This is a genomic window from Smaragdicoccus niigatensis DSM 44881 = NBRC 103563, assembly GCF_000380645.1.
GTDB classification, from domain to species: domain Bacteria; phylum Actinomycetota; class Actinomycetes; order Mycobacteriales; family Mycobacteriaceae; genus Smaragdicoccus; species Smaragdicoccus niigatensis.
In genome coordinates this window covers 376,183-400,540 of sequence record NZ_AQXZ01000019.1, presented here as the reverse complement: position 1 = coordinate 400,540, position 24,358 = coordinate 376,183, and the positions used below count along the sequence as shown (strand labels likewise).

24 protein-coding genes are annotated in these 24,358 nt (G+C 63.4%); 15 read left to right on the top strand and 9 right to left on the bottom strand.

Translation table 11 applies throughout. The features are described from left to right. Positions 1-47 precede the first annotated feature (47 nt). On the top strand, positions 48-1,415 hold the full coding sequence (locus F600_RS0123150; RefSeq protein ID WP_018163048.1) for a CYTH and CHAD domain-containing protein: 1,368 nt from the start codon (positions 48-50) through the stop codon (positions 1,413-1,415). Here the strand turns inward: F600_RS0123150 and F600_RS0123145 are convergent. Genes F600_RS0123145 through F600_RS0123135 form a run of 3 tightly spaced genes read right to left on the bottom strand, consistent with a single transcriptional unit; the run spans position 1,412 to position 7,657 of the window. Further along, entirely contained in the window at positions 1,412-3,265 is a 1,854-nt protein-coding gene (locus tag F600_RS0123145; RefSeq protein WP_018163047.1) for an alpha/beta hydrolase family protein, read from the bottom strand. The two genes, F600_RS0123150 and F600_RS0123145, sit on opposite strands and share 4 nt — an antisense overlap. 3 nt (positions 3,266-3,268) lie before the next feature. Next, positions 3,269-5,053 (bottom strand): N-acetylglutaminylglutamine amidotransferase, encoded by a 1,785-nt coding sequence (locus F600_RS0123140; RefSeq protein ID WP_018163046.1) that lies wholly within the window; start codon positions 5,051-5,053, stop codon positions 3,269-3,271. Between the two features lie 3 nt (positions 5,054-5,056). Next, positions 5,057-7,657, bottom strand: a complete 2,601-nt coding sequence (locus F600_RS0123135) for a carboxylate--amine ligase/circularly permuted type 2 ATP-grasp protein (protein WP_245541612.1) — start codon at positions 7,655-7,657, stop codon at positions 5,057-5,059. Positions 7,658-7,858: 201 nt separating this feature from the next. Here F600_RS0123135 and F600_RS0123130 point away from each other — a divergent pair, with 201 nt between their 5' ends. Beyond that, entirely contained in the window at positions 7,859-9,055 is a 1,197-nt protein-coding gene (locus tag F600_RS0123130; RefSeq protein WP_370670706.1) for a L,D-transpeptidase, read from the top strand. Here the strand turns inward: F600_RS0123130 and F600_RS0123125 are convergent. Beyond that, positions 9,049-9,522 carry an NUDIX hydrolase gene (locus F600_RS0123125; protein WP_018163043.1) on the bottom strand — a complete coding sequence of 158 codons (474 nt, stop codon included), beginning with the start codon at positions 9,520-9,522 and terminating at the stop codon, positions 9,049-9,051. The two genes, F600_RS0123130 and F600_RS0123125, sit on opposite strands and share 7 nt — an antisense overlap. A gap of 133 nt (positions 9,523-9,655) precedes the next feature. Between F600_RS0123125 and F600_RS29500 the strand changes: the two genes are divergently transcribed. Genes F600_RS29500 through F600_RS0123110 form a run of 3 tightly spaced genes read left to right on the top strand, consistent with a single transcriptional unit; the run spans position 9,656 to position 11,483 of the window. Further along, complete coding sequence (locus F600_RS29500) at positions 9,656-10,189, top strand: HdeD family acid-resistance protein (RefSeq protein WP_081628987.1); 534 nt, start codon at positions 9,656-9,658, stop codon at positions 10,187-10,189. Between the two features lie 9 nt (positions 10,190-10,198). Continuing rightward, complete coding sequence (locus tag F600_RS0123115) at positions 10,199-10,678, top strand: TspO/MBR family protein (RefSeq protein WP_018163041.1); 480 nt, start codon at positions 10,199-10,201, stop codon at positions 10,676-10,678. Positions 10,679-10,697: 19 nt separating this feature from the next. Further along, entirely contained in the window at positions 10,698-11,483 is a 786-nt protein-coding gene (locus F600_RS0123110; protein ID WP_018163040.1) for a thioesterase family protein, read from the top strand. Positions 11,484-11,489: 6 nt separating this feature from the next. Here F600_RS0123110 and F600_RS0123105 read toward each other — a convergent pair whose 3' ends face one another. The 3 genes from F600_RS0123105 to F600_RS0123095 form a co-directional block, all read right to left on the bottom strand. After that, on the bottom strand, positions 11,490-12,521 hold the full coding sequence (locus F600_RS0123105) for a DoxX family membrane protein (RefSeq protein WP_026306873.1): 1,032 nt from the start codon (positions 12,519-12,521) through the stop codon (positions 11,490-11,492). A gap of 59 nt (positions 12,522-12,580) precedes the next feature. Next, positions 12,581-14,005: a WXG100-like domain-containing protein gene (locus tag F600_RS31940; protein WP_018163038.1), complete on the bottom strand. Its 1,425-nt coding sequence runs from the start codon at positions 14,003-14,005 to the stop codon at positions 12,581-12,583. A gap of 108 nt (positions 14,006-14,113) precedes the next feature. Continuing rightward, positions 14,114-14,458, bottom strand: a complete 345-nt coding sequence (locus F600_RS0123095) for a hypothetical protein (RefSeq protein ID WP_018163037.1) — start codon at positions 14,456-14,458, stop codon at positions 14,114-14,116. 184 nt (positions 14,459-14,642) lie between these two features. Between F600_RS0123095 and F600_RS29490 the strand changes: the two genes are divergently transcribed. From F600_RS29490 to F600_RS0123075, 5 genes are all read left to right on the top strand, one after another. After that, positions 14,643-15,917: a WXG100-like domain-containing protein gene (locus tag F600_RS29490; RefSeq protein ID WP_156024787.1), complete on the top strand. Its 1,275-nt coding sequence runs from the start codon at positions 14,643-14,645 to the stop codon at positions 15,915-15,917. After that, a complete protein-coding gene (locus F600_RS0123085; RefSeq protein WP_156024786.1) occupies positions 15,904-16,272 on the top strand; it encodes a hypothetical protein in 369 nt (122 codons plus the stop codon). The genes F600_RS29490 and F600_RS0123085 overlap by 14 nt, the downstream gene beginning before the upstream one ends. Positions 16,273-16,393: 121 nt before the next feature. Continuing rightward, positions 16,394-16,870: a DUF3558 domain-containing protein gene (locus tag F600_RS31355; RefSeq protein ID WP_245541611.1), complete on the top strand. Its 477-nt coding sequence runs from the start codon at positions 16,394-16,396 to the stop codon at positions 16,868-16,870. 8 nt (positions 16,871-16,878) lie between these two features. Continuing rightward, complete coding sequence (locus tag F600_RS0123080; protein WP_018163034.1) at positions 16,879-17,256, top strand: hypothetical protein; 378 nt, start codon at positions 16,879-16,881, stop codon at positions 17,254-17,256. A gap of 76 nt (positions 17,257-17,332) precedes the next feature. Then, positions 17,333-17,731 (top strand): DUF7715 family protein, encoded by a 399-nt coding sequence (locus F600_RS0123075; protein WP_018163033.1) that lies wholly within the window; start codon positions 17,333-17,335, stop codon positions 17,729-17,731. A gap of 39 nt (positions 17,732-17,770) precedes the next feature. Here F600_RS0123075 and F600_RS0123070 read toward each other — a convergent pair whose 3' ends face one another. Next, positions 17,771-18,397 (bottom strand): LON peptidase substrate-binding domain-containing protein, encoded by a 627-nt coding sequence (locus tag F600_RS0123070; RefSeq protein ID WP_040632298.1) that lies wholly within the window; start codon positions 18,395-18,397, stop codon positions 17,771-17,773. Positions 18,398-18,406: 9 nt separating this feature from the next. Further along, positions 18,407-19,048: a TetR/AcrR family transcriptional regulator gene (locus F600_RS0123065; RefSeq protein ID WP_040632443.1), complete on the bottom strand. Its 642-nt coding sequence runs from the start codon at positions 19,046-19,048 to the stop codon at positions 18,407-18,409. A gap of 91 nt (positions 19,049-19,139) precedes the next feature. Between F600_RS0123065 and F600_RS0123060 the strand changes: the two genes are divergently transcribed. The 5 genes from F600_RS0123060 to F600_RS0123040 all read left to right on the top strand — a co-directional run bounded on the left by F600_RS0123060 (position 19,140) and on the right by F600_RS0123040 (position 24,349). Next, positions 19,140-20,669: an MFS transporter gene (locus tag F600_RS0123060; RefSeq protein ID WP_018163030.1), complete on the top strand. Its 1,530-nt coding sequence runs from the start codon at positions 19,140-19,142 to the stop codon at positions 20,667-20,669. Between the two features lie 36 nt (positions 20,670-20,705). Next, complete coding sequence (locus F600_RS0123055) at positions 20,706-21,605, top strand: alpha/beta fold hydrolase (protein ID WP_018163029.1); 900 nt, start codon at positions 20,706-20,708, stop codon at positions 21,603-21,605. 55 nt (positions 21,606-21,660) lie between these two features. After that, the gene (locus F600_RS0123050) at positions 21,661-22,854 is read left to right on the top strand and encodes an MFS transporter (RefSeq protein ID WP_018163028.1); all 1,194 of its coding nucleotides are present in this window, start codon (positions 21,661-21,663) and stop codon (positions 22,852-22,854) included. A gap of 94 nt (positions 22,855-22,948) precedes the next feature. Then, positions 22,949-23,137, top strand: coding sequence for a hypothetical protein (locus tag F600_RS0123045; RefSeq protein ID WP_018163027.1), 189 nt, complete (start codon positions 22,949-22,951; stop codon positions 23,135-23,137). Between the two features lie 102 nt (positions 23,138-23,239). After that, positions 23,240-24,349 carry an NADH:flavin oxidoreductase gene (locus F600_RS0123040; RefSeq protein ID WP_026306871.1) on the top strand — a complete coding sequence of 370 codons (1,110 nt, stop codon included), beginning with the start codon at positions 23,240-23,242 and terminating at the stop codon, positions 24,347-24,349. Positions 24,350-24,358 lie beyond the last annotated feature (9 nt).

The following is a 24,358-nucleotide window of genomic DNA, read 5'->3' as shown; positions in this document are numbered from 1 at the left end:
ACCCGTCGGGAGCGATTGCGTCTCGTTCACCGGGGAAACCCTCAGTAATGAGCGACTACCTCGAACGCGAGTCCAAGTGGGACATCGACGAAAGATTCGCGTTCCCTGCATTCGACGACGTCTACCAGGGTGTTCGCGTTGCCGAATCGACGACCGACCTGACCAGTACGTATTTCGACACCGACGACCACGACCTGCTGGCGCATGGACTGAGCTTGCGCCAGCGCGTCGGGGGCGACGACAGCGGTTGGCAGCTGAAAGTCCCAGCCGAGGGTGGTCGAACCGAAATCCGCTCGGAACTCTCTGACGCCATCCCAGACGATATTTCCGAACTGACCAGGGGAGTCCGCCTGGGGAAGCAACTCGCCGTCGTCGCAACGATCCACACCAGACGCGACCGCTATCGCCTTCTCACCCCGGAGGGTGATCTGATCGCCGAAGTCGCCGATGACCACGTTCATGCGGATGTCCCGTCGGACCACGACGAGGCAGTGGTCTGGCGCGAGGCTGAAGTCGAAGCCGGTCCGGCTGGCAATGATCTGTCGGTCGTCACCGATCGGCTGGTGAGCGCGGGGGCGAAGGAATCTGCTCACTCCTCGAAACTCGAACGTACGCTTGGGGTTCCAAAGACAAGGTCGTCTGGACCATTGGACGACTACCTGGATAAGCAAATCGACATCGTCTTCGCCGGCGACGTCGGACTGCGCCGAAGGCTCGACCCGATCCACGACACCCGCGTTGCCATCCGCCGCCTCCGCAGCACGCTACGAGTCTTCGGCAAGCTGCTCGACGCCGACGCGGTCGGCGACCTCGACACCGAACTCAAGTGGTTCGGGTCCGAACTGGGGCGGGTCAGAGACTGCCAAGTTCAGCGCAAACGCTTCGCCGCGGCAATCGCTGAACTGGACCCGAAGCTCGTGGTGGGACCTATCGCGCGCGAACTGGACGACGAACTGCTGACACGACAAACTCATGCCCGCAGCGACGTTGCCGACGTGATGGATTCACCCCGCTACCTCGCAATTCTCGCCAAGCTTCAGCACTGGACGACCTCGCCGCCGATGCCGGACACCGTCACTCCGAAGTCGCTCCGCAAGCGCGCGCGACGCGCTGCCCGCAAGGCCGACGATCGGCTTGAAACGGCCCTCCTCGGTGACAGCGACGACGCGCTGCATCGCGCCCGCAAGGCTGCGAAACGGGCACGTTATGCCGGCGAACTCATCGGCAAGAAGAAAAGGGTCAAGCACTACAAGAAGATCCAGCGCGTACTCGGCGACCACCAAGACAGCGTGGTCGCGCGCCAAACGTTGTTCGACGTCGCAACGACCGCCTCGGGCTTGACGAACACCTTCACGCTGGGTGTGCTCTACACACGTGAAGGTCGGACGGCTGCACGGACGCGCGCTGCCTTCTAACGCGAGCTGAACGCTCCGACGAACCACGACGTGACCGCGTCACTCAACTTCTCGCGGTTGGCGGGCTTCAGGACGTGGTGGCCCTCGTCCGGGAACAGCAGGTATTCGACAACTCCACCCTGTTCGCGGACGGCATCGACCAACTGCTCAGACCCGCTGACCGGCACGTTGGTGTCGTGTGAGCCATGAACGACGAGCAACGGTGCCGACAACGACGAGATGCGTCGCAAGGGGGAGAGCTCCTGCAGAAGCGCACGGTCGTTGATCGGATGTCCGTACTTCGGGTAGGCGGCTGCGCCGATCCACGTCTCGGTGTGGTGATAGAAGATCTCGAGATCACTCATCCCACAGAAGCAGGCTCCGACGGCGAACAGTTCTGGGTGAAAGGTCAAGGCTGCGAGGGTGAGGAAGCCGCCGTAGGACCAACCCGCACAGCCGATTCGGTCCGGCTTGGCGTACGCATTGTCGATCAGGAACTGCACACAGTCGGCGACATCATCGATGGCCGCGAATCTGCGTTCTTTATCGTCGGCGTGCGAGAACGTCTTGCCGAATCCGCCGGACCCGCGGACGTTCGGCGCCAGAACGGTCACTCCGGCGTCGAGGAGCGGCGGAAAGAGTTCGCTGAATCCGGGGCGTTCCTGGCCCTCGGGTCCGCCATGCAGGTAGATGACCGCTCCACGTTCGGGCACGCCAGTGGGTGGGCGGTACAGCCACGACGGCAGTTGCGTTCCATCCCGGGCTTCGATCGTCACGAGTTCCGGATGCGGCGATCCCATGTAGCGGCTGAAAGACTTCTCGATCGGCTCCCACGTCCTCGAACGCGGATCGACCAGCTCGACCGTTCGGGGCTGGCCGGGACTTTCGACGGTGAGCGCGATCATCGATCCGCCCGCACTGATGCTGAGTTCCCGCGCGACCAGACCGGGCAGGGGGATGGGCTCGTCCAACGTCTCGTCGAGCAGCCGCAGGATCTGTAACTCGCTGTAGCCCTTCGTGTTCCAGAGCAGCGCGACCGTGCTGAGGTCGTCGCTCACGGCGAATTCGTCGAGGTCACAGTCTGCCCGTTCGGCGACGACGTGGTACGAAACCCCGTCCTCCGTGGCGGCGACTTCGATGAGGCGGGCGAACTCGCACCCGTTGTCGCTGCGCAGCATTGCCCGCACGTAGCCGCGGTCACTACCGAATCCGAACGATCGCGACGGCTGATAGAAACGCCACTCAGTCCCGCCGGCGCCATGCGGTAGCCGCAGGTCGTGATGGTCGTCGAGGATCACGCCCACGTCGGTCGTCGAACCTGGGTCCGACGGGAGCAGGGCCATTTCCACTCCGCCACGTAAGAGGCTGATCTCGCGATAGCCGCGGGGGCCCGTTCGGATGAGCGCGGAACCTACCCAGGCATCAACGAGACGTCCGCCGGACCGTCGATCCAATACCGTGGTTTCACACGTTGCCGGATCGATCAGGCACGAGTGACCAACGCCGTCCTCGTCGGTGACCACCACCGCGACCAACTGGCCGTCCCAGCCGATGAGTTCCGCCGTCCCGTGCTCGGCGTTGTCGACGCGACGGGCGGCGCGGTCGTCCGGATCGGTCGTGACGACCCAGACCTCCATGCGATTGCCGCCTCCCGGTGCGACCTGACACGCAAGCCAATGCCCGTCGGCCGAGTGGATGACGCGTTCGACTGCTCCGTCGACCGGCAGTTCGACGTCGCGCGAGGAGCTCGCGTGCCGACCGCGTAAGAATCGCTGGACCGCGCGCGGGTAGCCACCGTCATCGACGATGTGGGCGAAGGCGGTCGCATCCGGCGAGAGCGAGGCGCCATAGGTTGCGTGTTCGTGGGGCAACCTTCAGCTCCCCTCCATGCTTTGTAACCACATCTCCAAAACGGCCAATTGCCACAGTTCGTTGGCACCCAGATTCGTGCGTTTCTTGTTGGGGTCGGCCATCAGAGAATCGACAGCCTCCGGTCGGTACAAGCCACGGCTTCGTGCCTTGTCGTTGTGCAATGCGTCGCCCACCAGGTCGAGAACGGCCCCATTCAGATGTCGTATCCCCGGAACCGGGAAGTAGCCCTTCGTGCGATCGATCACCGCGGACGGCAACAGACTGCGGGACGCGTCTTTCAGCACACCTTTGCCGCCGGATGCCAGTTTCAACTCCGGCGGGCACGACGCCACGAGTTCCACGAACTCGTGATCGAGGAACGGCACGCGTGCCTCCAATCCCCACGCCATCGTCATGTTGTCCACGCGCTTGACCGGGTCGTCGATGAGCATGACCGTGGTGTCCAACCGCAGCGCCGCATCCACTGCGGTGTCCGCGCCTGGGGCTGCCTGGCGCTCCGTTGCGAATGCACGACTCGCGTCGTTGTCGAGGGCGTACTCCGGGCTCAACAGCGCCAATACGTCGTCATGCGTGCGATCGAAGAAGACCTTCGCGTAGGCCTCCGTCGTGTGCTCGCGCGCCACGGTCGCGAGCGGTGGGTACCAGTCGTAGCCGGCGAGAATCTCGTCCGCGCCCTGGCCGGACTGCACGACCTTGACGTACTTGCTCACTTCCTCGGACAACAAGAAGAACGCGACGCAGTCGTGGCTCACCATCGGCTCACTCATCGCGGCGATGGTCTTCGGTACCGCGGGCAGCAGTCGGTCGGAGTCGATGTGAATCCGGTGGTGGTCGGTGTCGAAGGTCTTCGCAATGAGGTCGGAGTAGACGTACTCATCGCCGGATTCACCCCCCGCCGAATCGAATCCGATGCTGAACGTGGCGAGGTCGCGCTGTCCTTGCTCGGCGAGCAGCGCGACGACGATGCTCGAGTCGATACCGCCGGACAACAGCACGCCTACGCCCACGTCCGCGACCATGCGACGGGAGACAGCCGTCCGGAGCGACCCCATGACCGCGTTCTGCCAGTCCTGCGCCGACCAATCCGAACGATCATCGTGGCGCCGGAAATCCGGTGTCCAGTACACGGTGTCGGTGCTCGTGCCGTCGGGCTGCACGACGCGCACGGTCGCGGGCGGCAGTTTTCGCACGCCCTCGTAGATCGTCAGTGGTGCCGGCACGACGGAGTGAAAGCTCAGGTAGTGGTGGAGCGCCTGCCGGTCGATCGTGGTGTCGACCTCGCCTGCGTCCAACAGGGCGCGCATGTTCGAGGCGAACCGCAGCCGTCCGGGAGACTCCGCCACGTAGAGCGGCTTGATCCCCAGTCGGTCTCGCGCGAGAGTCACGACACCGGAATCCCGATCAGCCAGAGCGAACGCGAACATTCCTTTGAAATGGTCGACGCAGCCCGTGCCCCAGCGATGGAAGGCCTTGATGACGACCTCGCTGTCAGCCGTCGAAAAGAACCGATATCCGTGGCCTTCGAGTTCCTGGCGGAGTTCTTTGTAGTTGTAGATGCAGCCGTTGAAAACGAGAGTGAGGCCGAGTTCGCTGTCGACCATCGGCTGGCAGCCGTGGGGCGACAGGTCGATGATGGCGAGCCGGCGGTGCCCGAAGGCGACTCGCCCCTGCGCCACAACACCGGCGGAGTCCGGACCCCGGCGGACCATTGCCGCGGTCATTCGATCGACCGCGCCGACGTCGGCTGGCCGGTCGTCGAAGCGGACCTCACCGCAGATTCCGCACATGGGCTATTTCCTCCCGGTCATGATCCAGGTGTCTTTGCTGCCGCCACCTGACGTCGAGTTCACGATGTGGCTACCCCGGGCCGCGACACGGGTCAGAGCAGCGGGTACGACGTGGGCCTCGGGTCCGGACGGGCCCGGTCGGAGATGCACGAATGCGCGAAGATCAACACGCTGGGGATACAGTCCGTCGCCGTCGAAGGTCGGGTGCGTCGATAGTGCGACCAACTCCTGCGCGACGTACCGCTCTGGCTGGGACAGCAGTTCTCGGCGTCGCTCCTCGATGGCGGCGTCTGTCGCGTCCGGTCCGATGAGAATGCCGCGTCCGCCGAGGCCGTCGACCGGTTTGACGACAAGCTTGTCGAGGTTTGAGATGACGTAGTCGCGCTGTTCGCGTTCGGCACAGATCCAGGTGCGAATTTGCGGGAGCAGTGGCTTTTCGTTGAGGTAGTACTCGATCATCGCGGGGACGTACGCGTAGATCGCCTTGTCGTCGGCGACCCCGTTACCCAAAGCGTTGACGATCGACAGGTTCTTGGAAACCAGCGCTTCGCGGATTCCGCGGCTCAGCGGGGTACCGGTGTGATCGTTCGACGACAGCAGCATGTCTTCGTCCATCCGCGCATACACGACGTCGATCTGCACCGCGTTGCCGAAGTGGTTGTGCCGGAACAACTTGCCATCGCGAGTGGTCAGGTCGGCGGGACGCACGGTCACGATGCTCATCTGGTCTGCGAGGTACGAATGCTCGTACCAGGCGGAGTCCTCCCATCCCGAGGTGAGCAGGACGATCTCCAGGTCACCTTCGGCGTGCGGCGGTGCCGCGGCACGCAGCGTTTCCAGGAGCATCTGCGGCACATGTTCGACGCTCGCGATGTCGGCCGGCAGGGTCAGTTCCGGTGCGAACTCATGGAGAAGTCGCCGGTTCGCCATCGCATACGCGACTCCAGACGGCACCCGAAGATTGTCTTCGAGCACGTACCACTGGCCGGGACCGTCGCACACGAGATCGATCCCGGCGATGTGTGCACGGAGGGCATGACCCACGAGCCGACCCGTGGAACGGAACCGTGAGGCGAGGTCGATCGCGTGCAACGGGACGATGCCGTCAGAGACGATCGCCTGATCGGTGTAGACGTCCCGAAGGAAGTGATCGAGGGCTTTTGCGCGCTGGGCGAGACCCTCCGAGAGGTAGGTCCATTCGTCCGCGGGAATGAGTCGCGGAACCAGGTCGATGGGAAACACCTGGGGGCGATTCTGGCCGGACACCCGGAAGTTGATGCCCTCCGCGCGTTGCTGATGCTCGATGTTGCTCTGGCGCTCACGCAACGTCGGGATATCGAGACGGGCGACCGTGTCGAGAACCGCTGCGTAGTCGGATCTGGGGTTGCCGTCGGTGTCCACCGCTTCGTCGTAACCTGCGGTGTCGTCGACGACCGGTGGGCCATAGCCCGCGAGAAGCGTCGGTTTCTGATCAGTCGTGAACGTCGTCGCGGGTGCGTTTCCAGCGGTCTCGGCGATCAATTGGTCGACGACGTCGATCAGGCGCCCGCGTCGCCGCAGCGCTCGGCGTTGACGCGCTGCCGACGTTCCGACCAGCAGGGCTTGGCGTGCAAGTTCGGTGACGGTTTCCCAATCGCCCGCCTCTTCGAGTTGAGGCCGGACCGACTCGATCAACTGCCAGATCACCTTGGGGGCAGGTTGGCTCGTCGGACCGTTCAGGTCCACGAGATCGCCCTCGGTTCCCGAACGGGCCGCACGCCACAGCGCGGCGCGACCGAGCGGAGGGGACAAGGTCCGCGGCGGCGTTCCGGCTCGATGCGCATCGAGTTCGCGCGTGACCAAACCGCGGAATAGTCCCGCGACCAGGACGATCGTGTCGACGAGAGGGCAGCTGTCACAGACCCGCAGCTCGACCGTCGGCGCGGAATTCGACGGCCGCACATCGAAATAGACCATGCCGACGTCGGTGATCACTCCGCTCGAAACAAGGTCGTCGACAAGTCGGTCGTAGTCGGCCGCGTTGTGGACGGGTGCGGCGAGCCCGGTGGTCGGCCACCGCTGCCAGATGAGGGTGCGGGCGCTCGAGTAACCCGTGTCGGCGCCGTCGGCCCAGAACGGCGAGCTGGCGCTGAGGGCCAGCAAGGTCGGGAGATCAGGAGCGACCCGACTGGCGACGGCGACCGCCTCGTCCCGGTCCTCGACACCGACATGAACCTGGGTACCGCAGATGAGTTGCTCGCGGGCGAGAAGTTGATAGTCGGCGAGCATCCGGCGGTAGCGTGCGGTGGGCGTCACCAGCATCTCGGCCGGAACCGACAGCGGGACCGCCCCCGCGGCGACGACCCCGAGACCGAGCTTCTGTGCGGCGTCCACCAACACCGCACGGCGGGCCTGAAGGTCGGCGCGCAACTCCGCCAAGCTGTTCGAGATTCCGGTGTTGATCTCGATGACACAGCGCTGCAGCTCAGCAACGTAGTCCTCGGGCAGTTGGCGCAACAATTCCGGTGCCCGTGGCGCGAGGCGTCGGGTCTTGGCGTCGACGATGTGGAATTCCTCTTCGACGCCCATGGTTCGCGGCAATCGCGGCTTAGCTGGGGGCGGCACGACACTCCTCAAGTCGAAGACCGGGCGCCTTTCGGCGCCCGGTTGCACGGCACCATTGGCGTGTCTGGGGGTCGGAGATTCGAGGGAATCAGCGACATCGCATGTCTTCGGTATATCCAGTTGGTACCGGTTCCACACGGCCCGACGGACAGCAGTCGAACCTGATCAGCAGATCGGGGACGGGCACGGCAGAATGTCAGGGTGAAGCGGACCATTCGCAGTCGGGCGAGCGTCAGCCCTAAGCCTCGTCAACGGCTGTTCGGCCTTTTGGCGACGGCACTGTTAGCCCTCGCCATCCTGACCGGCTGCTCCCACACGCCGCCTCCACCGGTGGCGATCAAAGTGCCGCTTGCGACTGGTGCCCAGGTCAGCCCGGCCGCGCCGATCACCGTCGAAGCCGCCGGCGGGACGCTGACCAACGTCGTCGTCACGAACACGACCGACAACGGACAGGCCGTCCCGGGAGAGTTCAGCAGGGGCCACCAGACCTGGAAATCGACCGCAGATCCGGCCTACGCAAGCACGTATCACCTGGTCGTGACTGCAAAGAACCCCGCGAATGAGACGCGCACGCAGTCGTTCGACATCACGACCATCACCCCCACCGGTACCGCCTACGCCAACGTCGTTCCCGCGCCGGACCTGGTCGCGGAAAACGGGATTGGAGTCGGGCAGCCGATGGTCTTTCAGTTCACCCATCCGGTGACGAACAAGAAAGACGTCGAGAAGCATCTGCACATCACGGTGACTCCTGCGCAACCCGGCGGGTGGTACTGGGTCGATGACGAGCATGTGCACTACCGCGCACCTCAGTACTGGAAGCCGGGCACCAAGATCCACATCGAGGCCGATGTGTACGGCGTCGATCTCGGCGATGGCGTCTACGGCGCGGAGAACAATTCAGCCGACTACACCGTGCACGATTCTTGGATCGCCAAGGCCGACGGAAGCACGGAATTGCTCACGGTCTTCCACAACGGCACCCAGATCCGGCAGATGCCGATGAGCCTCGGCTCACCCAACTACCCGTCGCATCTCGGCCCGCACGTGGTGTCTGAGCGCGCGTACTCCGTCGTGATGGACTCGTGCACCTACGGCGTGTGCAAGGGCGACCCGAACTACTACCGCGAAACGGTGTACTACGACCTGCGCATCTCCAACGACGGCGAATTCGTCCATGCCGCACCGTGGTCGGTGGGTAGCCAGGGGTCGAGCAATGTCTCCCACGGCTGCGTCAACCTGTCGACCGATGACGCGCAGTGGATGTACAACAACTTCGATGTCGGTGACGTCGTGGAGATCACCAACTCCGGTGGCGAGGACCTCCCGGTGTGGGACACCTACGGCGACTGGGATGTGCCGTGGGCGACCTGGGCGGCGGGAAACGCGACTCAGTAGCCGGGACCGGCCAGCCGCTCCACCAGCAGATCGAGGAACGGCACCTGCCCCTTCAACAACTTCGTTCGCGCGCGGTCGAGCGGCATCCACTCCACTCGGTCGACCTCGGGAAACTCCTGCACCTTGCCGGACTTCGGGGGCCATTCCAGCGGGAAGGTGTTGCTGTTGAAGCCGTCGAGATCGAGGTCACCTGCAACGGCGAAGGCGGTGACTTTCTTGCCACTCGGCTGCTTGATGGTGCCTAGTTCAAGGACGTCCGCGTTCGGCGGATCGATACCGATCTCTTCCTTGAACTCGCGGATCGCGGCGGCAAGTGGCTCTTCGTCGGCAAGGTACTCGCCCTTAGGGATGGACCATGCGCCGTCGTCCTTACGGGCCCAGAACGGCCCGCCGGGATGGACGAGAAGGACCTCGATTACGGCCGACACTCGGTACACGAGTAGGCCCGCACTCAGCTTGGTTGGCATCGTTCACCATTCAATTTGCAGCTGCTGTCACACGGTCCATTCTGGCCCCGTCCGTGTCGGGAATCTATTGCACCCCAGCGGGATCCGCGAGATTATTTGATGTAGCGCTGTTGTTGCTAAGAAGGAGAGTGTCATGCTCCTAAGATCAGCTTCTCCGGGCCTGATTGCCGTTAACGGAGTCCTTTGCATTCTGCTCGGAATCGCAGTTTTGGCCTGGCCGGGCGCCACGCTGCTCGTCGTCGCGGTCATCTTCGGGTTCCAGCTACTCATCCAGGGAATCTTGCGCATCGCCGCCGCCTTCGAATTCGAACTACCCGGGATGCTGAAAGCGGCCGTCGGATTGTTCGGAGTCCTGCTGGTCATTGTCGGTGTCGCCTGCCTGATGAGCCCGGGTCGGTCGCTCGAGCTGCTCGTCGTGTTCATCGCTGTCGGCTGGTTGTTCGACGCGATCGCCGGGGCGGCACTGGGTGCACACCTTCGCGGCGGAAGCCGCTTCGCCGCCTGGGGGCTTGCCGCGCTGTCGCTGCTCGGCGCCATCGTCTTGTTCGCGTGGCCGGGACTTTCGCTGGTCACATTGGTAGTGGTCGCGGGATGGCTGCTGATCTTCTTCGGTGTGGGACGCCTCTTCGACGCGATGCGCGCCCGTCGAGTCCCCGTGGCCGCTTGAACTGTGGTGATGGCCGAGTCTCGAAACGCTGACCGCGCAGCCCTCGTAGTCTCCTTGGTTGCGGTCGGTGCGGTCGCGGTGATCGGCGGCCTGTCGTCGGCAAATGCTGGTGCGGAATACCAACTTCTCGAGCAGCCGTCGTGGGCTCCGCCGAGTTGGTTGTTCGGCCCGGTCTGGACGGTTTTGTACATCAGCATGGCCGTGGCGGCATGGCTCGTCTGGCGCTCGAACTCGCCGCACCGCTTGCCTGGCCTCGCCGCCTACGGCATCCAGTTGGTGCTGAATCTCGCGTGGACACCGCTCTTCTTTGCCCTGGCATTACGGCTGGCGGCCTTGGTGGACATCGTGGTGCTTGACGTTGCGCTCGTCGTCACGATCGCCTTGTTCATCCGCGCTTCTCGCACGGCAGGCTTGCTTCTGGTTCCTTATCTAGGCTGGGTGCTCTTTGCGAGCGCGCTGAACTACTCGATCTGGTCGCTCAACGCCTGATCTCCGGTATTTCTGAATCATGTCGAAAACGCCTGAGGCGTTCTACATTCCGCGCGGCGACGCCAGTTTCACGTCGACTGAGCACACCGCCGGCCCATGGTCGGCAGATGCTCAGCACTTCGGGCCACCGTCGGCTTTGCTCGTACGCGCGCTGGAAGGGCTGCCGGCAGATCGTCCAATGCAGATCGCACGCGTGACCGTGGAGATTCTCGGATCGCTTCCGGTTGCGGACGTGACGGTCCAAGCGCGCGTCGTGCGGCCGGGGAGATCGGTCGAGCTCATTGCCGCCGAGCTCTCCGTCGGAACAAAGCTGGTCGCGACTGCCACCGCGTGGCGCATTGCGTCCAGCGACTCGAGCGAGGTCGTCACCGGCGGCGCCGACTCGTTGCCTTCTCCGGACGGATTCGCGGTCCGGCCGAGGCCGGAGAACTGGGGAGCGGGCTACCTCGACGCGATGGAGATTCGGCCGATCTCCGGTGCGCTCGATATCCCGGGTCCGTCCGTTGCGTGGATGCGCCAACGCGTCGCCTTGGTGGAAGGCGAAGCGCCGACCGGTTTGCAGCGACTCTTCGCCGTCGCGGACTCGGGCAACGGACTGTCAAGCCTGCTCGACCCGACCCGCTGGTGGTTCATCAACACCGAACTGACGGTCCATATCCAGCGGGTTCCCGTCGGGGAGTGGATCGGCATGGATGCCAAGACCGTTGTCGGACCAGCCGGTGTCGGAACCGCGCTGACGACGATCCACGACCTGCAGGGTCAGGTCGGCAAGGGTTCGCAGGCGTTGATGATCCGACCGCGATGACTCGGTTTAGGAGTGCTCGGCCCTGAACTCACGGGCCTTTGCGCGCGCAACGTCGGCCTTGGCTCGGGCGATGTCCGCGGCTGTGTGCGCATGCTCGCGTGCGGCTTCCGCGATCTTCGGACCCTCGTCGCGGGCTTTGTCGGCCCACTCGGAGCTCCGCTCGCGGGCGCGTTCGGCAAGGTCTGACCCACGTTCGCGAACAGCGTCGACGAGTTCCGGACCCCGCTCGCGTGCGGTTTCCGCCAGTGCAGAGCCCTTTTCTCGTGCGGTCTCGGCGAGCGAGGCGGCACGAGCCTGGGCCTTGCGGGCCGCGCGACGGCCGCGTCGGTCAAGCGGCGCCTCGGCAACGTGGAGACGCTCCTTTGCCGTGTCGGCGAAGTCGGAGGTGCGCTCACGCGCCGTGTCGACAAGGTTCGTTCCGCGTTCGCGCGCTGTTGCGGCGATGGCTGCCGCAGTCGCCGCGAGTGCCTCCGCGTGGTCCTTGGCATCGCGTGCCGCGCGACGACCGCGCCAACCGAGCGAAGGCTGACCCTCGGTGTCTGCGGTGGCGATGAGTACGCCGCCGAGTTTGCTTATGCCAGAGAGGAACTGAGCGCGTTCCCTCTTCTTGAGCTCGGGATCTACCTCGTTCCAGAACGCGTGTTGGCTCAGGGTCACCGCGGTGGTCGTGGCGAGGAGAGCCGCTGCGGGGCGCGGTGCTTTGCCGAGTGCGAACAGTGCCGCGCTCGCGATTTGGACACCGGCGACGATCCGGGCCGCCGTCTCCGGCGATTCGGGAAGCGGCGGTGTTGGCAGTCTGTGCTCGGAACTGAACGAATTCGGTACCGCGTCAGAGGTGGTCGGCGAATTGACCTCGATTCCCGATGCGCTTGGTGCGACCACGAATCCGTCGTCAGCGCGATGCTGCGACCTGCGGCGAGTGAAGTCGAGCGCGGGGCTCAGTCTGTCAGCGAGAGGTCCGGGGTTCTGCAGGATATCGATGCCTTCCGCAATGAAGGCTGCGGACAAGAGTGGGCGTGCAATTCTGCGAAGCAACATGTAATAGGGGCTTCCCAGTGAGGGGCTGCGGAAACATAGTTCAACGAACCGAGGGCGTATCAAGCCGGCAGGGTAGGTTTCCCGACCTTCCACACTCCGACCGTGTGCCCAAAGGTGCCGCTGATTTCGATCGTGTCGATGGTCGCCCCGTTGGGTACGTCGAAGGCGATCGTTCCGCGGACGGTCTTGCCCTTCTGGAGGTCTTCGGATCGGAGGTCGTTGGGGTCGGGATTGAAGATCGAGGGCTGGAGTTCGTCGCCCTGTTTCGTTCGCGCGGAGAAGTAGAGCGGGTTGACCGTCCACCCGCCGTTCGCGGCAGTGATCGTCACATCGACGACGATGAGTCGTCCCTTCGGAGGGAACAGCGAACTTCCCTCAGCCCAGTGCCATCCACCGATGATCACGGTGGCGGCTTTGTCGCGATACTCAATGGTGGCCTGCTCACCGATGTTCGCGGTGACGACGGACGTGCCGTGGAGCGCATAGATGAGCCGGCCGATGGTGATCATGACGACGATTGCTGAACCGATCAGAATTCTGCGCCCGAGCCGAATCGGCTTCCGCTCGGGAAGGAACTTCAGTCGCGCTACTTGCGCGTCGGCCGCAACAGTTGCGTTGTGCTCCCGACGAATCTTGGCCTGTGCGTCGCTGATCGTGCGTCCGAAGTCGTGGCAGTTGCGGCTGAGTTCGGCGAACTGATTGCTGACTGCAGTGAGCTGGTTAGCGACCGTACGAGCTCGCGTGACGAGCCCGCGGGTCGCCGAATCCGGCTGTGCCGCAATCATGTCGATCGCGTGTTGAGCTGGCGGATCGGTGATGTGAAGGGAGGTCGCTGCGTCCTTCCATGCCTTCGCGGCTGCCGCGAGACGGTCTGGATCGCCGTTCGGCCAACCTGTGCCTTTGGCGAACTTGGGCTTCGGCTGGCTGCTGCCATACGCGCGTGGGACCGGTGTCAGGTGCAGTCGTGCTGGTCGACGCGATTCGGGTTCGAGTTGCTCGACCAGATCGGCGGTCGTGAGTACCGCGATCGATGCCGCCTCCAGCACCGCGGCCACCGACCAGTCGTAAGCGTCGCTCCACGACTTGGCGGTGTCATCGGTGCCCGCCATCTGCGCAGATTCCTGCAGAGCGGTAGTGAGACTGACGATTGCGGCTGCTACGTCGTTGTGAACATTTCTGAACGTTGCTGCGGCTAGACGTAGCAGTCCCGCGAGTTGTCCCGCTGGGTCCCAGTGGCGCGGCTTCCGGTGCTCGTCCCCGGACCACGGCATTCCGCACGAGATCCAGCGGTCGCGAAACTCGCCGTGCACGTACGTGTCGTAGTGGTCCTCGAACTCGAACTCACAGCAGGGGCAGATCTCAGCTGATCCGAGCCCACTCTCGGAGTCGTAGGCCGGCTTGTGCAGGCCAGAAAACCCGCAGACCGGACAGCAGTTGGACTTTGAGCTCCACAGTTGGCGGAGCTTTGAAACGGTGAACTTCACGAGCAGTTTCCTCAGAGGCAGGCGTCGGTGATCGACGGTGACTTATGAGGTTGGACGCCGGGAAGTGCGGATCGGTTCCATCCGGGTGGTGGGTCAGTCCGAGGCCGATCAAGTGGACGGCAGGTACGCCTGTGCGCGTTCGGCCAAGGTCCCGAGGAACTCGAGGTTGCTTTCGCGTGTCGCGCCCGTCGTCTTAATTCTTTTTGCGGCGTCCGGCACGAGTCGCGTGGCGAGAAGTTCGTAGACCTCGTGACGTTGGCTCTCCGGCAGCTCATCAATGCGGAAGGTCGGAAGGTTGTTGTCGTCGATTTCCTTAAGGATTTCGACCGTCTCTGGGTGAGAGACGCTGGGAAGCACGAACTCGATCACCCAGTGGCAGGCCCAGGATGGTGCCGCCCACCAGTCGCCCTCGCTGAGAAGGAGTCCGTCGCCATCGGCCTTCCTTCTTTTCATCGCGTAGGAGACGACTTCCCCCCGCCGCTGGCGTCGGCACTCACCTGATCGGAGCTGGTTGCCTCGGCGCCGCCTTCGCGTCCTTGGACATCAGGCAACGGACTTCGGTTCCGCGTCACACGGAACCATGTCGCCATCGGATGCGTCCAATGCCGTGAAGTCCACAAACACGGATCAAGGCCTCATGGATTCCTCAGTTCTCAGTGTCGACCCCGCGGTGTTCTACCGCGCGGCTCAGACGTGCTTTGACGTCGCAAAGGATGTGCACCGCGACTTCCAAAGCACGATAACCAGGCTCAATGGTTGTGGCGCGATGGCCGGTAGTTACAGCACTGGGAAGCTCTGGGCTTCTACCTACGATGTTCGCGCGGAAGAACTTGTGACGGCATCGAATTCGGTCGTCGCAGCTTTAGAAAGCTATGGCGAGGTTCTGATCCAACTCGGCCATAACCGCGAAACTTCCGACTACAACGCGAACGTGGAGCCGGGTGAACCGCCCATTCAGCCGCCGGTTCCGCCCGCATCTCCGGCGTCTCTTTTGAAGAGTCCGCCCGCGGCGGGTGGACCCGGCAAAGGGCTCATTGATGACGCTCTCGGCCTTCTGGACCATATCCGAGTTCCGGTTCCCGACGGTGATTCAGACAAGTTGTCCCAGGCTGCGGAAACTTGGCGGGCACATGCCGACGCGAGCAGCACGAACAACGCCATTGCAAAGCTCGACGAGATCGCGGCGCAGTTCATCGACGTTGAATCGCCCGAGGTTGAGTACGTTTTCGAGGATCTCGCGTCGATCCGCGCTGCGATCGCAGACTTCCAATCGGGGTGCCAAGAAATCGCAGGTTCCTGCCACGAATACGCGTCGGGGCTAAAGGAGCTCCGGGACGAGATCAAAGGTTTCTTGACCCAACTTGCGACCGAGCTCGCCATTGATGCAGCGATCGCGATCGGTGCATCATTTGTCAGCCTTGGTGTTGGCGCGGCAGCGGGCGCCGCGAAGGCCGTCACGACTGTCGCAAAGTTTGGCCGAATTATTCACGACGCGATCGTCGTCTGGCTCAACGCTAAACGCTTCGAGCGCGGAGTGAAGATCGAGCGAGACCTCACCCGGTCGCTTGCGGAGATGCGGCGGATCGAGATGCTGGTCAAGAATCCGGAGCTGCCGGCAGCGGCACGCGCGGTGAACGGTGGCAAGTGGGTTCACGAGTGGCGAACGTTGCGAAAAGGCGATCAAAGAAACGTTCGACTTGTCGATACCGAAGAACAGCTCGATTCGCTTTTCGATAGCTGGGTCGAAGGAGCGGTCAGAATCCCAGTCAAGGACCCAAAGATCTCGGAGGCGTACCAGCTGCCGAACGGGACGCGAATTCAGTGGCGAGTTGACTCGAACTCGGGTGGACCGACAGTCGAAGTATTCGTAGGAAAGAAGCATATGAAGGTGCATATCGATGCAACGAGTTAATCGAGTCGTCCGAGAAGTGTTGATGATGCTGACCGATGACGACTGGTGGGGCGTCGAAGCGGTCCTGGATCCCGCCGAGGAAGCTGTCGGGAACGACGGTCCGGAGTTCGAAGCGCTCGTCCGCGACGTTCTTGATTACCTGTTTCGCGAGGGACTCGTGGAGGCCGGCCACTACAGCAAGTTGTACGAGGTGGAGGGGCACTCGCCAGAAGTGCTCGAGCGCATAGTTGCCGACCTGGAGGACCACGGATGGGAGCCGCGAGGGGAGGGCTACTGGGTTGTGGGAACTGAAAAGGGGAAGGCGCTCGGGCGCGAGTACCTGCGGCAGCAACAGCTCTCGAGTGGACAAGACTGAAGCTGCCACTGCCGGTAAGTCGTTGCCGTGCAATCGACCGGGGACATTCGACGGGAATAGGAAGCTGAGCGGAACCACGCCCGACATTCGTGCGTCAAAGGGTTTGAGGGAGGTGCACGGTTTGCGGTCGATCTTGTCTGTGTTCTTGGTGGGTATGGCTCTTAGCGGTTGTTCTGTCCAAGGAAAAGCAGTCGAAGCGCATTTTTGGGATCCGTGCGCCGAACTATCGGATGCGACCTTGAAGCAGGCTGGAGCATTGCCCGAGAAGAAGAACGCTGCCGTTCAGTTGGTCGGCTGGCGCATATGTGCATGGCCAACTGTTTTTGAGCACTACTGGCTGAATGTGTCTTCAACCGATGAGGACACCCTGTCGACGATGCGACGCGATCCGACTTACACCGATTTTCGAGATGTGTCAGTCGACGGCAGGAAAGGGCAAACCTACCTCTTCACCCACTCGCGCCGAGGTGGCTGCACCGTTGGATTCGACACGTCCTACGGCTCTGTTCACATTGATATGACCAAGCCTTATGCAGACGACGCGTGTGAGCGCGCGGTTGATGTAGCCCGCAAGCTTCTGCCAAGCCTCCCCAGTTAAGGAAATGAATGTTTGAAAAGCACCTCGCTGACGCGACGGACGGGACTCTGTGGCTCGATCCGTCGGGAGCCATAAAAGGACGCGACGCGGCCGAAGAGTGGGTGTCGGCGCTGAGCGGCCTACGTGCGACGGCACGGGATATCCCTCGGTCGAAGGGGTTTTCCGACCTTCCATCTGCAACTCAATTGGCTGGCAAGTTCGATCGGTTGGCGGGCGACGAGGTGCTGATCGGCCGACTGAACGATTTCATAGAAGCCGGTCAGGAGCTGAGTGACCTCTTCCTCCTGTCGATTCAGAAGTTCGAGGACACTGACGAGTCGGCTGCGCGCTACCTGCAAGAACACCGTCTCGACAGAGCCTCCATCGCCGCCCGGGCCCCGCGCTAAGCCGCTACTTGTCACACCCATTCGATAGTTTGTTCGAACCGCCCCGGGGGACGGTTTGATCGAGGAAGGGGTAGCGATGAAGGTTCTGACGATTCATCACCTGAAGCAGCGCGAGGACGACTTCTGTTTCGGCATCGAGGGGGAGCTCGCACTACCGAGCTTGGTCTGCGACAGCAAGCGGTGTGGCTGCGACCGCGCGTTCGGCGGACTCAACTCTCATCAAGCCAGTACCACCCTGATGGTGCGCGACCTCGACCTGACGTACGACGACGTGGTTACGGCGTACCTCGCTTATCTCGAATCGGCGGGGTGGGCTGCCTTGCTGCGAACGTCCGGGGGAGACGACGAGGTTCTGCGGTATGCACAGGACATGGTCGCCGAAGCGCTCGCGTTCGCGTCGAATTACCCCGACCGACAGGTGGTCCGCGTGAAGTTCGACCGCAAGACCGACGACTGGAAGGTGCTGGCAGCGTGACGCCGACCCTCGGACCCGGACTCGATCCGGGTTCGAGGGCTACATCAACCGGAATCGCAGCGTGGCGACGACGTCTTCCAGTGAGTCCGCCAGCACTCCAAGGCGCTCAACGGGTCCCGCAGCAGCCAGTGCCCGCTGCTTGTCGATCTCCGAGATCGGCAGCGACGAAGCCAGGCTGAATGACCGCTTCGACGGATCGGTTGGCAGAGACGACATCGCGAACGCACGAGGGTCGTTCCCGGTCTGCTCAGCCAACCGACGGACCAGCTCGTTTAGTTCGTCCCGCCGCTCGAAGACAGCAGCCAGAGCGTCGGAGTCGTCGCCGTCGTCTGAGTCAGGCCACAGCTCGATCTCCGCCCGTGGAAACGGATCGTCTTCCAACCAGCGAACAACTCGAAACCGGTCTTCACCCCGACAGGCCATCGCAAATCGATCGCCCGGCATGCGAACACACGACTGCATGCGAGCAATAACGCCGACGTCGGTCCGAACTTCGCCGCCGCCGACCTCGCTACCGCGCGAGATCAGCACCACCCCGAAAGTCAGGTCCTCCGCGGCCTGGCACGCTTCAACCAACGCGACGTATCGAGGCTCGAAAACGCGCAACGGCAGGCCGGCGCCAGGCAACAGCACAGTTCCCAACGGAAACATCGGCAAGGTACGCATCAAATGAGTCTACGAACCCGGCAACGCAAGCTGATCAAGATCTGGCAGTGGCAAGTTGACCAGCCGCTCGGCCTCGTCTGCTTCAATCCCGAACATCTGCAAGAGATCCCGACAGACCTGGTCGATCGAAGCCGCATCGTCGCGCGACGGATCGTCGAGCAAGAGCTGGCCGACAGCGATCATTGCGCCTCCGCCGACGGCAAGCGCAAGCTCCGGGTCTGCCACGGCAAACCGGCCGGACTCGATCGCCAGATGCATGTTCCGTCGCGCGTTCGCCGTCATACCGGAGTCCGAAAAAATCTCCTCGGTTCCGTTCTTGAGGATGATCCGGCCCAGCGCTGGCAGGCAACGAAACATCCGCCCGGTGATGCGGAATCCGGTCGCGAACACCTCGGCTTGGTCGGTCATGTCCTGCGTCAACCGATTGACAGCCTGGGCATATGGTTCGCGCGCTGCGGCAACCGCGGCATCGAACAATTCCTCGCGCGTGGAGAAGTGGTTGTAAAACGAGCCCATCCCCACATCGGCGGCCTTCGTGATCTCCAGAATCGGTGGATGGACGTTGCCGTCAACGAGGAACTGTTGCGCCGCGGTAATGAGCTTCGCGCGGGTCTCGGCCTTGCGCCGACTGACGCGTGTCTCGGTAGCCATCACGACCCAAGAATAGTCCGAAATCTTCAGAACTGACGCTTTCGTCACATAACCATTGCCTGACGCATTGTTCATAAGTGACGATTTCGTCATGCTTCTCCTCGAACGTACGACCACTCGCGCCGCTGCGCCGGTCGAGAAATCAACGCCTGGCGTCCTGTTCGCCATGTGTCTTGCCCTAGTCCTGGTCGTCGCCTCGGTGTCGGCCGTCAACCTCGCGCTGCCGGAGCTCGCCGTCAGCATGGGTGCCTCGAACACGTCCCTGACGTGGATCGCGGATGCCTACACGGTCGCTTTGGCCGCATTCGTCCTCCCGCTGGGCGCCCTTGGCGACGCGATTGGACGCCGTCGAGTGCTGCTCGCCGGGACCGCCCTGTTCGCGGTCGCCTCGGTCGCCGCCGGATTCAGTGACTCCACCAGCTCGTTGATCGTCTGGCGCGCAGTGATGGGCCTCGCCGCGGCGATGATCATGCCCGGCACGCTGTCGACGATCACTGCAGTCTTCCCGCCGAACGAGCGCGAGAAGGGCGTCGCTGTCTGGTCCGGATTCGCCGGAGCTGGCGCGATCGGTGGGCTTCTCGCGGCCGGTGCGCTGCTCGACAACTGGTCGTGGCGTTCGATCTTCTACGTCACCGGAGCGGCAGCTGTCGTCGCCGGACTCGCGGCGATCAAGTTCGCGCCCGAGACCAAGGACGAGAATCCGCACCGCTTCGACCTCGCGGGCACCATCTCGACCGTGACCGGTGTGGGCGCGCTCGTCTTCGCCATCATCGAGGGCAGCGAGCGCGGCTGGACCGAGCCGGTCGTCGTCATCTCATTCGTCACGTCCGCGCTGGCCTTCATCGCCTACTACGCGTTCAGCATGAAGAACCCGGAACCCATGCTCGACCCTCGACTGTTCCGTCGTCGCGGCTTCCTCATGGGCAGCATCACGGTGACCGTGCAGTTCATGGCGTTCCTCGGATTCTTCTTCGTCGCTCTGCAATACCTGCTGCTGATCCTCGGATACAGCCCGCTCAAGAGCGCGGTCGCGCTGATCCCGGTCGCTGCGGTGATCCTGCCGGTGTCGACGATGACGCCGCGACTCATCAAGTGGGTGCGCGTCAACGTGGCCACCTCGGTCGGACTGCTGCTCCTCACCGGGGGAATGCTCTGGATCGCGACACTGGACAGTCACTCGGGTTACCTGCCGTTCCTCGCGGGATTGATCGTCGCGGGCGCCGGAATCGGCATCACGAGTTCGACCGGCACCAGCCTGATCGTGACAGCCCTCCCGACCCGCCAGCAGGGCGTCGCGTCCGCGATGAACGACACCACTCGTGAAGTCGGATCAGCAGTCGGAATTGCGCTGATGGGTGCGGTATTCACGACCTCGTACGCGGACCACCTTCCGAGCCTGGCGGGCTTGCCGGCAACCGCAGCAACGGCGGTGCAGGATTCCGCCGCAGCTGGTCTCGCAGTGGCGGAGAAGATGGGGAGCACTCAGCTCGCCGAAGGCGTCAAGGACGCGTTCATGAGCGGACTGACGGATTCGCTCGTCGCGATCTCCGCCTTCCTCGTCGTTGCAGCCATCGTCAACCTGTGGGGTCCAAAGAAGCTGCCGGAATCGCCGGGCGCGTAAAGAGCGGTTTACCTGCGGCGCGGATACGATCCGGCTGTGACCGAGGACGACGAGCCCGCCGCAGGTACTCCCGTGTCCGATCGCACGCGACGTGCTTTCGGTCTACTCGAACGGTTCGCGCCGGCCATCGGCTCCCGCTGGGCGTTCGAGTTGTGGTGCTCGGTGCCGCAACTCGACGCAAGTCTTCGAATGCCGCCGGGTGTTCCGACGAGTCAGCCCGCCGACGCGTACTGGGAGGGCCACCGGATCGACGTCCAGATCTGGGGTGAGGGTCCAACCGTCTATCTCGTGCACGGCTGGGGTGGCTGCCCCGCGCATATCGGGATGTTCATCAAGCCGCTGATCAACTCCGGTCATCGCGTGATCGCGTTCGATCTGCCGAGTCACAATGCGTCGAGCAACGGTTCGCTGGCGCCGGGTCGCACGACGATCCTGGAATGTGCGAAGGCCGTCGAGGCGGTGGTCCGGAAGTTCGGGCCCGCGCAAGCGGTCGTCGCGCACTCGCTCGGCGCCAAAGCTGCTGCGATGACGCTGGAATGGGGAGTCGAGGCGGAGCGGCTCGTATTCCTCGCCCCGATGGAGACGTTCGATATCTACTTGGACAGCTTTGCGCGCCGGCACGGCTTCGGCCCGCGCATCCGCCACGGACTGCATCGCTACATCGACAAGCGCCTCGGTTATCCGTTGCTGCACACCGACATCGAGCATCTGGCGTTGGCGCTCAAGAACCCGCCACCGTTGCTGATCGCACATGACCCTGACGACAAGCAGAGCTCCTATGCGACGAGCCAAATGATCGCGGAGACCTGGCCCAGCGCGCAGCTCGTCACCACGCGTGGACTTGGCCAGCTGGCGCATTACCGGATTCTCCGAAACCGGGACGCGATTCGTGCTGGGCTGGACTTCATTCAGACGCCGGTGGATGCGCTGACCTAAACCATCCACGACGTTCCATGGACGCTGGCGCACTCCGCTGGCAAGCTGATTCGGTATGGCGCCGCGTCCAAGGTGGCTGACCCGCAACGTCGCAGTCCTTTCCGGTGTTTCGTTCCTGCAGGATGCGGCGAGCGAGATGTTGTATCCCGTCCTGCCGATCTTCCTCACCGTCACCCTCGGAGCCCCAGTGGCCGTCGTCGGCATCGTCGAGGGTGCCGCGGAAGGAGCTGCGGCATTCACGAAGATTCTCGCCGGACGACTGGGTGATCGGTTTGCAAGGCGACCGCTGATCGGCCTCGGATATGGGCTCGCTGCACTCGGAAAGTTGGTGCTCGCCCTAGCCAGCAGTTGGCCCATCGTGCTTGCTGCGCGCGCCGTAGACCGCCTAGGCAAGGGCATTCGTGGTGCGCCTCGCGACGCGTTGTTGATGGTCGATGCCGATCCCGCGGCTCGCGGTCGGATATTCGGGTTGCATCGGACGGCGGACACTCTGGGTGCGGTCGTCGGTCCGACGATCGGTTTGCTGTTGTACGTAGCACTCGATCATCAGATCCGCCCACTGCTGATGATCGCCGTTGTCCCCGCGGTCATGTCCGTTCTGCTCGTGCTTGCAGTCAAAGAACGGCCCCGCCGGACAGAGACAACACAGCTCAGACGGGCGCAAAGCGTTGCTCCAACTGGCCGGATGCCCGCCAGATTGCGAATTCTCATCGCGACGTTAACGGTGTTTTCGTTAATCAACTTCCCGGACGCTTTACTACTGCTGCGCGCTCACGAAATCGGCTTATCGACGGGCGCCGTCGTCGGCGCATACATCTGCTACAACCTGGTCTACGCTGCGCTTTCGTACCCTGCTGGAGCTCTTTCCGACCGCGTTCCTCGCCATCTGGTCTTCGCGGCAGGACTTTTGTTTTTCGCCGTCGGCTATCTGGGCTTGGCCTATACCGAGAAGCCGGAATGGGTCTTTCTGCCGCTCGCGTTGTACGGGGGATTCGCGGCGGCTACTGATGGCGTCGGCAAAGCATGGATCTCCAGCCTGGCTCCGGCAGAACGCCAGTCCAGCGCCCAAGGCTTCTACCAGGGTTTGACCGGCGGAGCCGTATTCCTCGCCGGCCTCTGGGCCGGCCTGGCCTGGCACGGTGACGGGCGCATTCCCCTCCTGATCTCCGGCGGGGCCGCGATAGTGCTTGCTGCCGGACTCGCGGTCGGTGGAGGCAGGCTCAAGCCCGTCACGGCGCCCGGACGATAGGGCGCGATGCCGGATTCTGCGAAACCAGGACGCGATTCGTGCTGGGGTGGACGTTATTCAGACTCCAGCGGACATACTGACCTAGGAGGTCCCGATGCGGAGTGCAGTGCTGGTTATCGGCGGCATCGTTGTCGCACTCTTCGGCCTGCTCTTCACGCTGCAGGGATTCGGTGCCGTGCAAGGCAGCCCGATGAGCAACACCACGACCTGGTCAGTCCTCGGCCCAGTGATCGCTCTCATCGGACTGGCCGTTGCGTTCTACGGATGGCGAAGCAGCCGGTAGCACTTAAACCCATCGTGATCGAAAGCCAGGTCTCGGAGAATAACCGCGCCCGTCGCTTGGTTGACCCGTAAGGAATCCTTCACGACAGAATCGGGCGAGCGCATGAGTGCACAGCTTGGCGGGCTACTTTCACCCTTCGAATTCGGCGGCTTGACGTTGCCCAACCGGATCGCGATGGCACCCATGACCAGGCAGTTCTCAACCGATGGTGTCCCCGGCGAAGACGTCGCGGAGTACTACCGGCGTCGAGCCGCCGGCGGTGTGGGGCTCATCATCACCGAAGGCACCTACATCCCGCACGATGCGGTGGGACCCAGCACGCGCGTGCCCAGACTGTGGGGCACGGAACCGCTCGAGGGTTGGCGCCGAGTGGTCGACGCCGTGCACGCCGAAGGCGGCGCCATCATTCCGCAGCTATGGCACCTCGGTGCTGCGCGCGGCGCCGAGCCGTCCTTCAATCCGGAGGTCGAGACGGTAAGTCCGTCCGGACTCAGCCTGGCCGGAACACCGATTGGTCGTGCGCTGACCCTTGCCGATCTTGACGAACTGGTCGGGGCGTACGTGCAGGCGGCCGAAAACGCAAAGGCCGTCGGCTTTGACGGCATTGAACTTCATGGAGCGCACGGGTATCTGCTCGACCAGTTCCTGTGGGCGCAGACCAATCGTCGGGACGACGAATTTGGCGGATCGCTCGAGGCGCGGGCGGCATTCCCGGCGCGGGTCGTCCGTGCCGTGCGGAATGCCGTGGGGCCAGAGTTCCCCGTGGTCTACCGGTTCTCGCAATGGAAGGCCGGCGCCTACGACGCGAAGATCGTCGACAGTTCCGCAGAGCTCGCAAACCTTCTGAACATTCTGGTCGGCGCGGGTGTCTCCGTGCTGCATCCGTCGACTCGGCGCTTCTGGGAGCCCGCCTTTCCGAGTGAGAACTCCGAACTCAGCCTCGCGGGCTGGACTCGCCACCTCACGGGGCTGCCAACGGTCACCGTCGGCTCGGTCGGGCTCGACAAGATTTTCCTCGGCGGACAGCGCCCGGAGGCTGCTGCTGCGATCGGGCTCGACCCACTCGTCGCGCGCTTCGAGGCCGGGGAGTTCGACCTCGCCGCCGTCGGACGCGCTCTGATCTCGGATGCCGACTGGGTGAACAAGCATGCGACCGGAAGGCTCGCGGACATCGTGCCCTTCGATCCGGTGCACCAGAAGACGCTTATCTGAGTACGCTCA

Excerpts from the sequence above, each read along its gene's own strand:
- F600_RS0123150 (WP_018163048.1), top strand. The coding sequence starts at position 48 with ATGAGCGACTACCTCGAACGCGAGTCCAAGTGGGACATCGACGAAAGA.
- F600_RS0123140 (WP_018163046.1), bottom strand. The coding sequence starts at position 5,053 with ATGTGCGGAATCTGCGGTGAGGTCCGCTTCGACGACCGGCCAGCCGAC.
- F600_RS0123125 (WP_018163043.1), bottom strand. The coding sequence starts at position 9,522 with ATGCCAACCAAGCTGAGTGCGGGCCTACTCGTGTACCGAGTGTCGGCC.
- F600_RS29500 (WP_081628987.1), top strand. The coding sequence starts at position 9,656 with ATGCTCCTAAGATCAGCTTCTCCGGGCCTGATTGCCGTTAACGGAGTC.
- F600_RS0123115 (WP_018163041.1), top strand. The coding sequence starts at position 10,199 with ATGGCCGAGTCTCGAAACGCTGACCGCGCAGCCCTCGTAGTCTCCTTG.
- F600_RS0123110 (WP_018163040.1), top strand. The coding sequence starts at position 10,698 with ATGTCGAAAACGCCTGAGGCGTTCTACATTCCGCGCGGCGACGCCAGT.
- F600_RS0123105 (WP_026306873.1), bottom strand. The coding sequence starts at position 12,521 with ATGTTGCTTCGCAGAATTGCACGCCCACTCTTGTCCGCAGCCTTCATT.
- F600_RS0123095 (WP_018163037.1), bottom strand. The coding sequence starts at position 14,458 with ATGAAAAGAAGGAAGGCCGATGGCGACGGACTCCTTCTCAGCGAGGGC.
- F600_RS29490 (WP_156024787.1), top strand. The coding sequence starts at position 14,643 with ATGGATTCCTCAGTTCTCAGTGTCGACCCCGCGGTGTTCTACCGCGCG.
- F600_RS0123085 (WP_156024786.1), top strand. The coding sequence starts at position 15,904 with ATGCAACGAGTTAATCGAGTCGTCCGAGAAGTGTTGATGATGCTGACC.
- F600_RS0123080 (WP_018163034.1), top strand. The coding sequence starts at position 16,879 with ATGTTTGAAAAGCACCTCGCTGACGCGACGGACGGGACTCTGTGGCTC.
- F600_RS0123075 (WP_018163033.1), top strand. The coding sequence starts at position 17,333 with ATGAAGGTTCTGACGATTCATCACCTGAAGCAGCGCGAGGACGACTTC.
- F600_RS0123070 (WP_040632298.1), bottom strand. The coding sequence starts at position 18,397 with ATGCGTACCTTGCCGATGTTTCCGTTGGGAACTGTGCTGTTGCCTGGC.
- F600_RS0123065 (WP_040632443.1), bottom strand. The coding sequence starts at position 19,048 with ATGGCTACCGAGACACGCGTCAGTCGGCGCAAGGCCGAGACCCGCGCG.
- F600_RS0123060 (WP_018163030.1), top strand. The coding sequence starts at position 19,140 with ATGCTTCTCCTCGAACGTACGACCACTCGCGCCGCTGCGCCGGTCGAG.
- F600_RS0123050 (WP_018163028.1), top strand. The coding sequence starts at position 21,661 with ATGGCGCCGCGTCCAAGGTGGCTGACCCGCAACGTCGCAGTCCTTTCC.
- F600_RS0123045 (WP_018163027.1), top strand. The coding sequence starts at position 22,949 with ATGCGGAGTGCAGTGCTGGTTATCGGCGGCATCGTTGTCGCACTCTTC.
- F600_RS0123040 (WP_026306871.1), top strand. The coding sequence starts at position 23,240 with ATGAGTGCACAGCTTGGCGGGCTACTTTCACCCTTCGAATTCGGCGGC.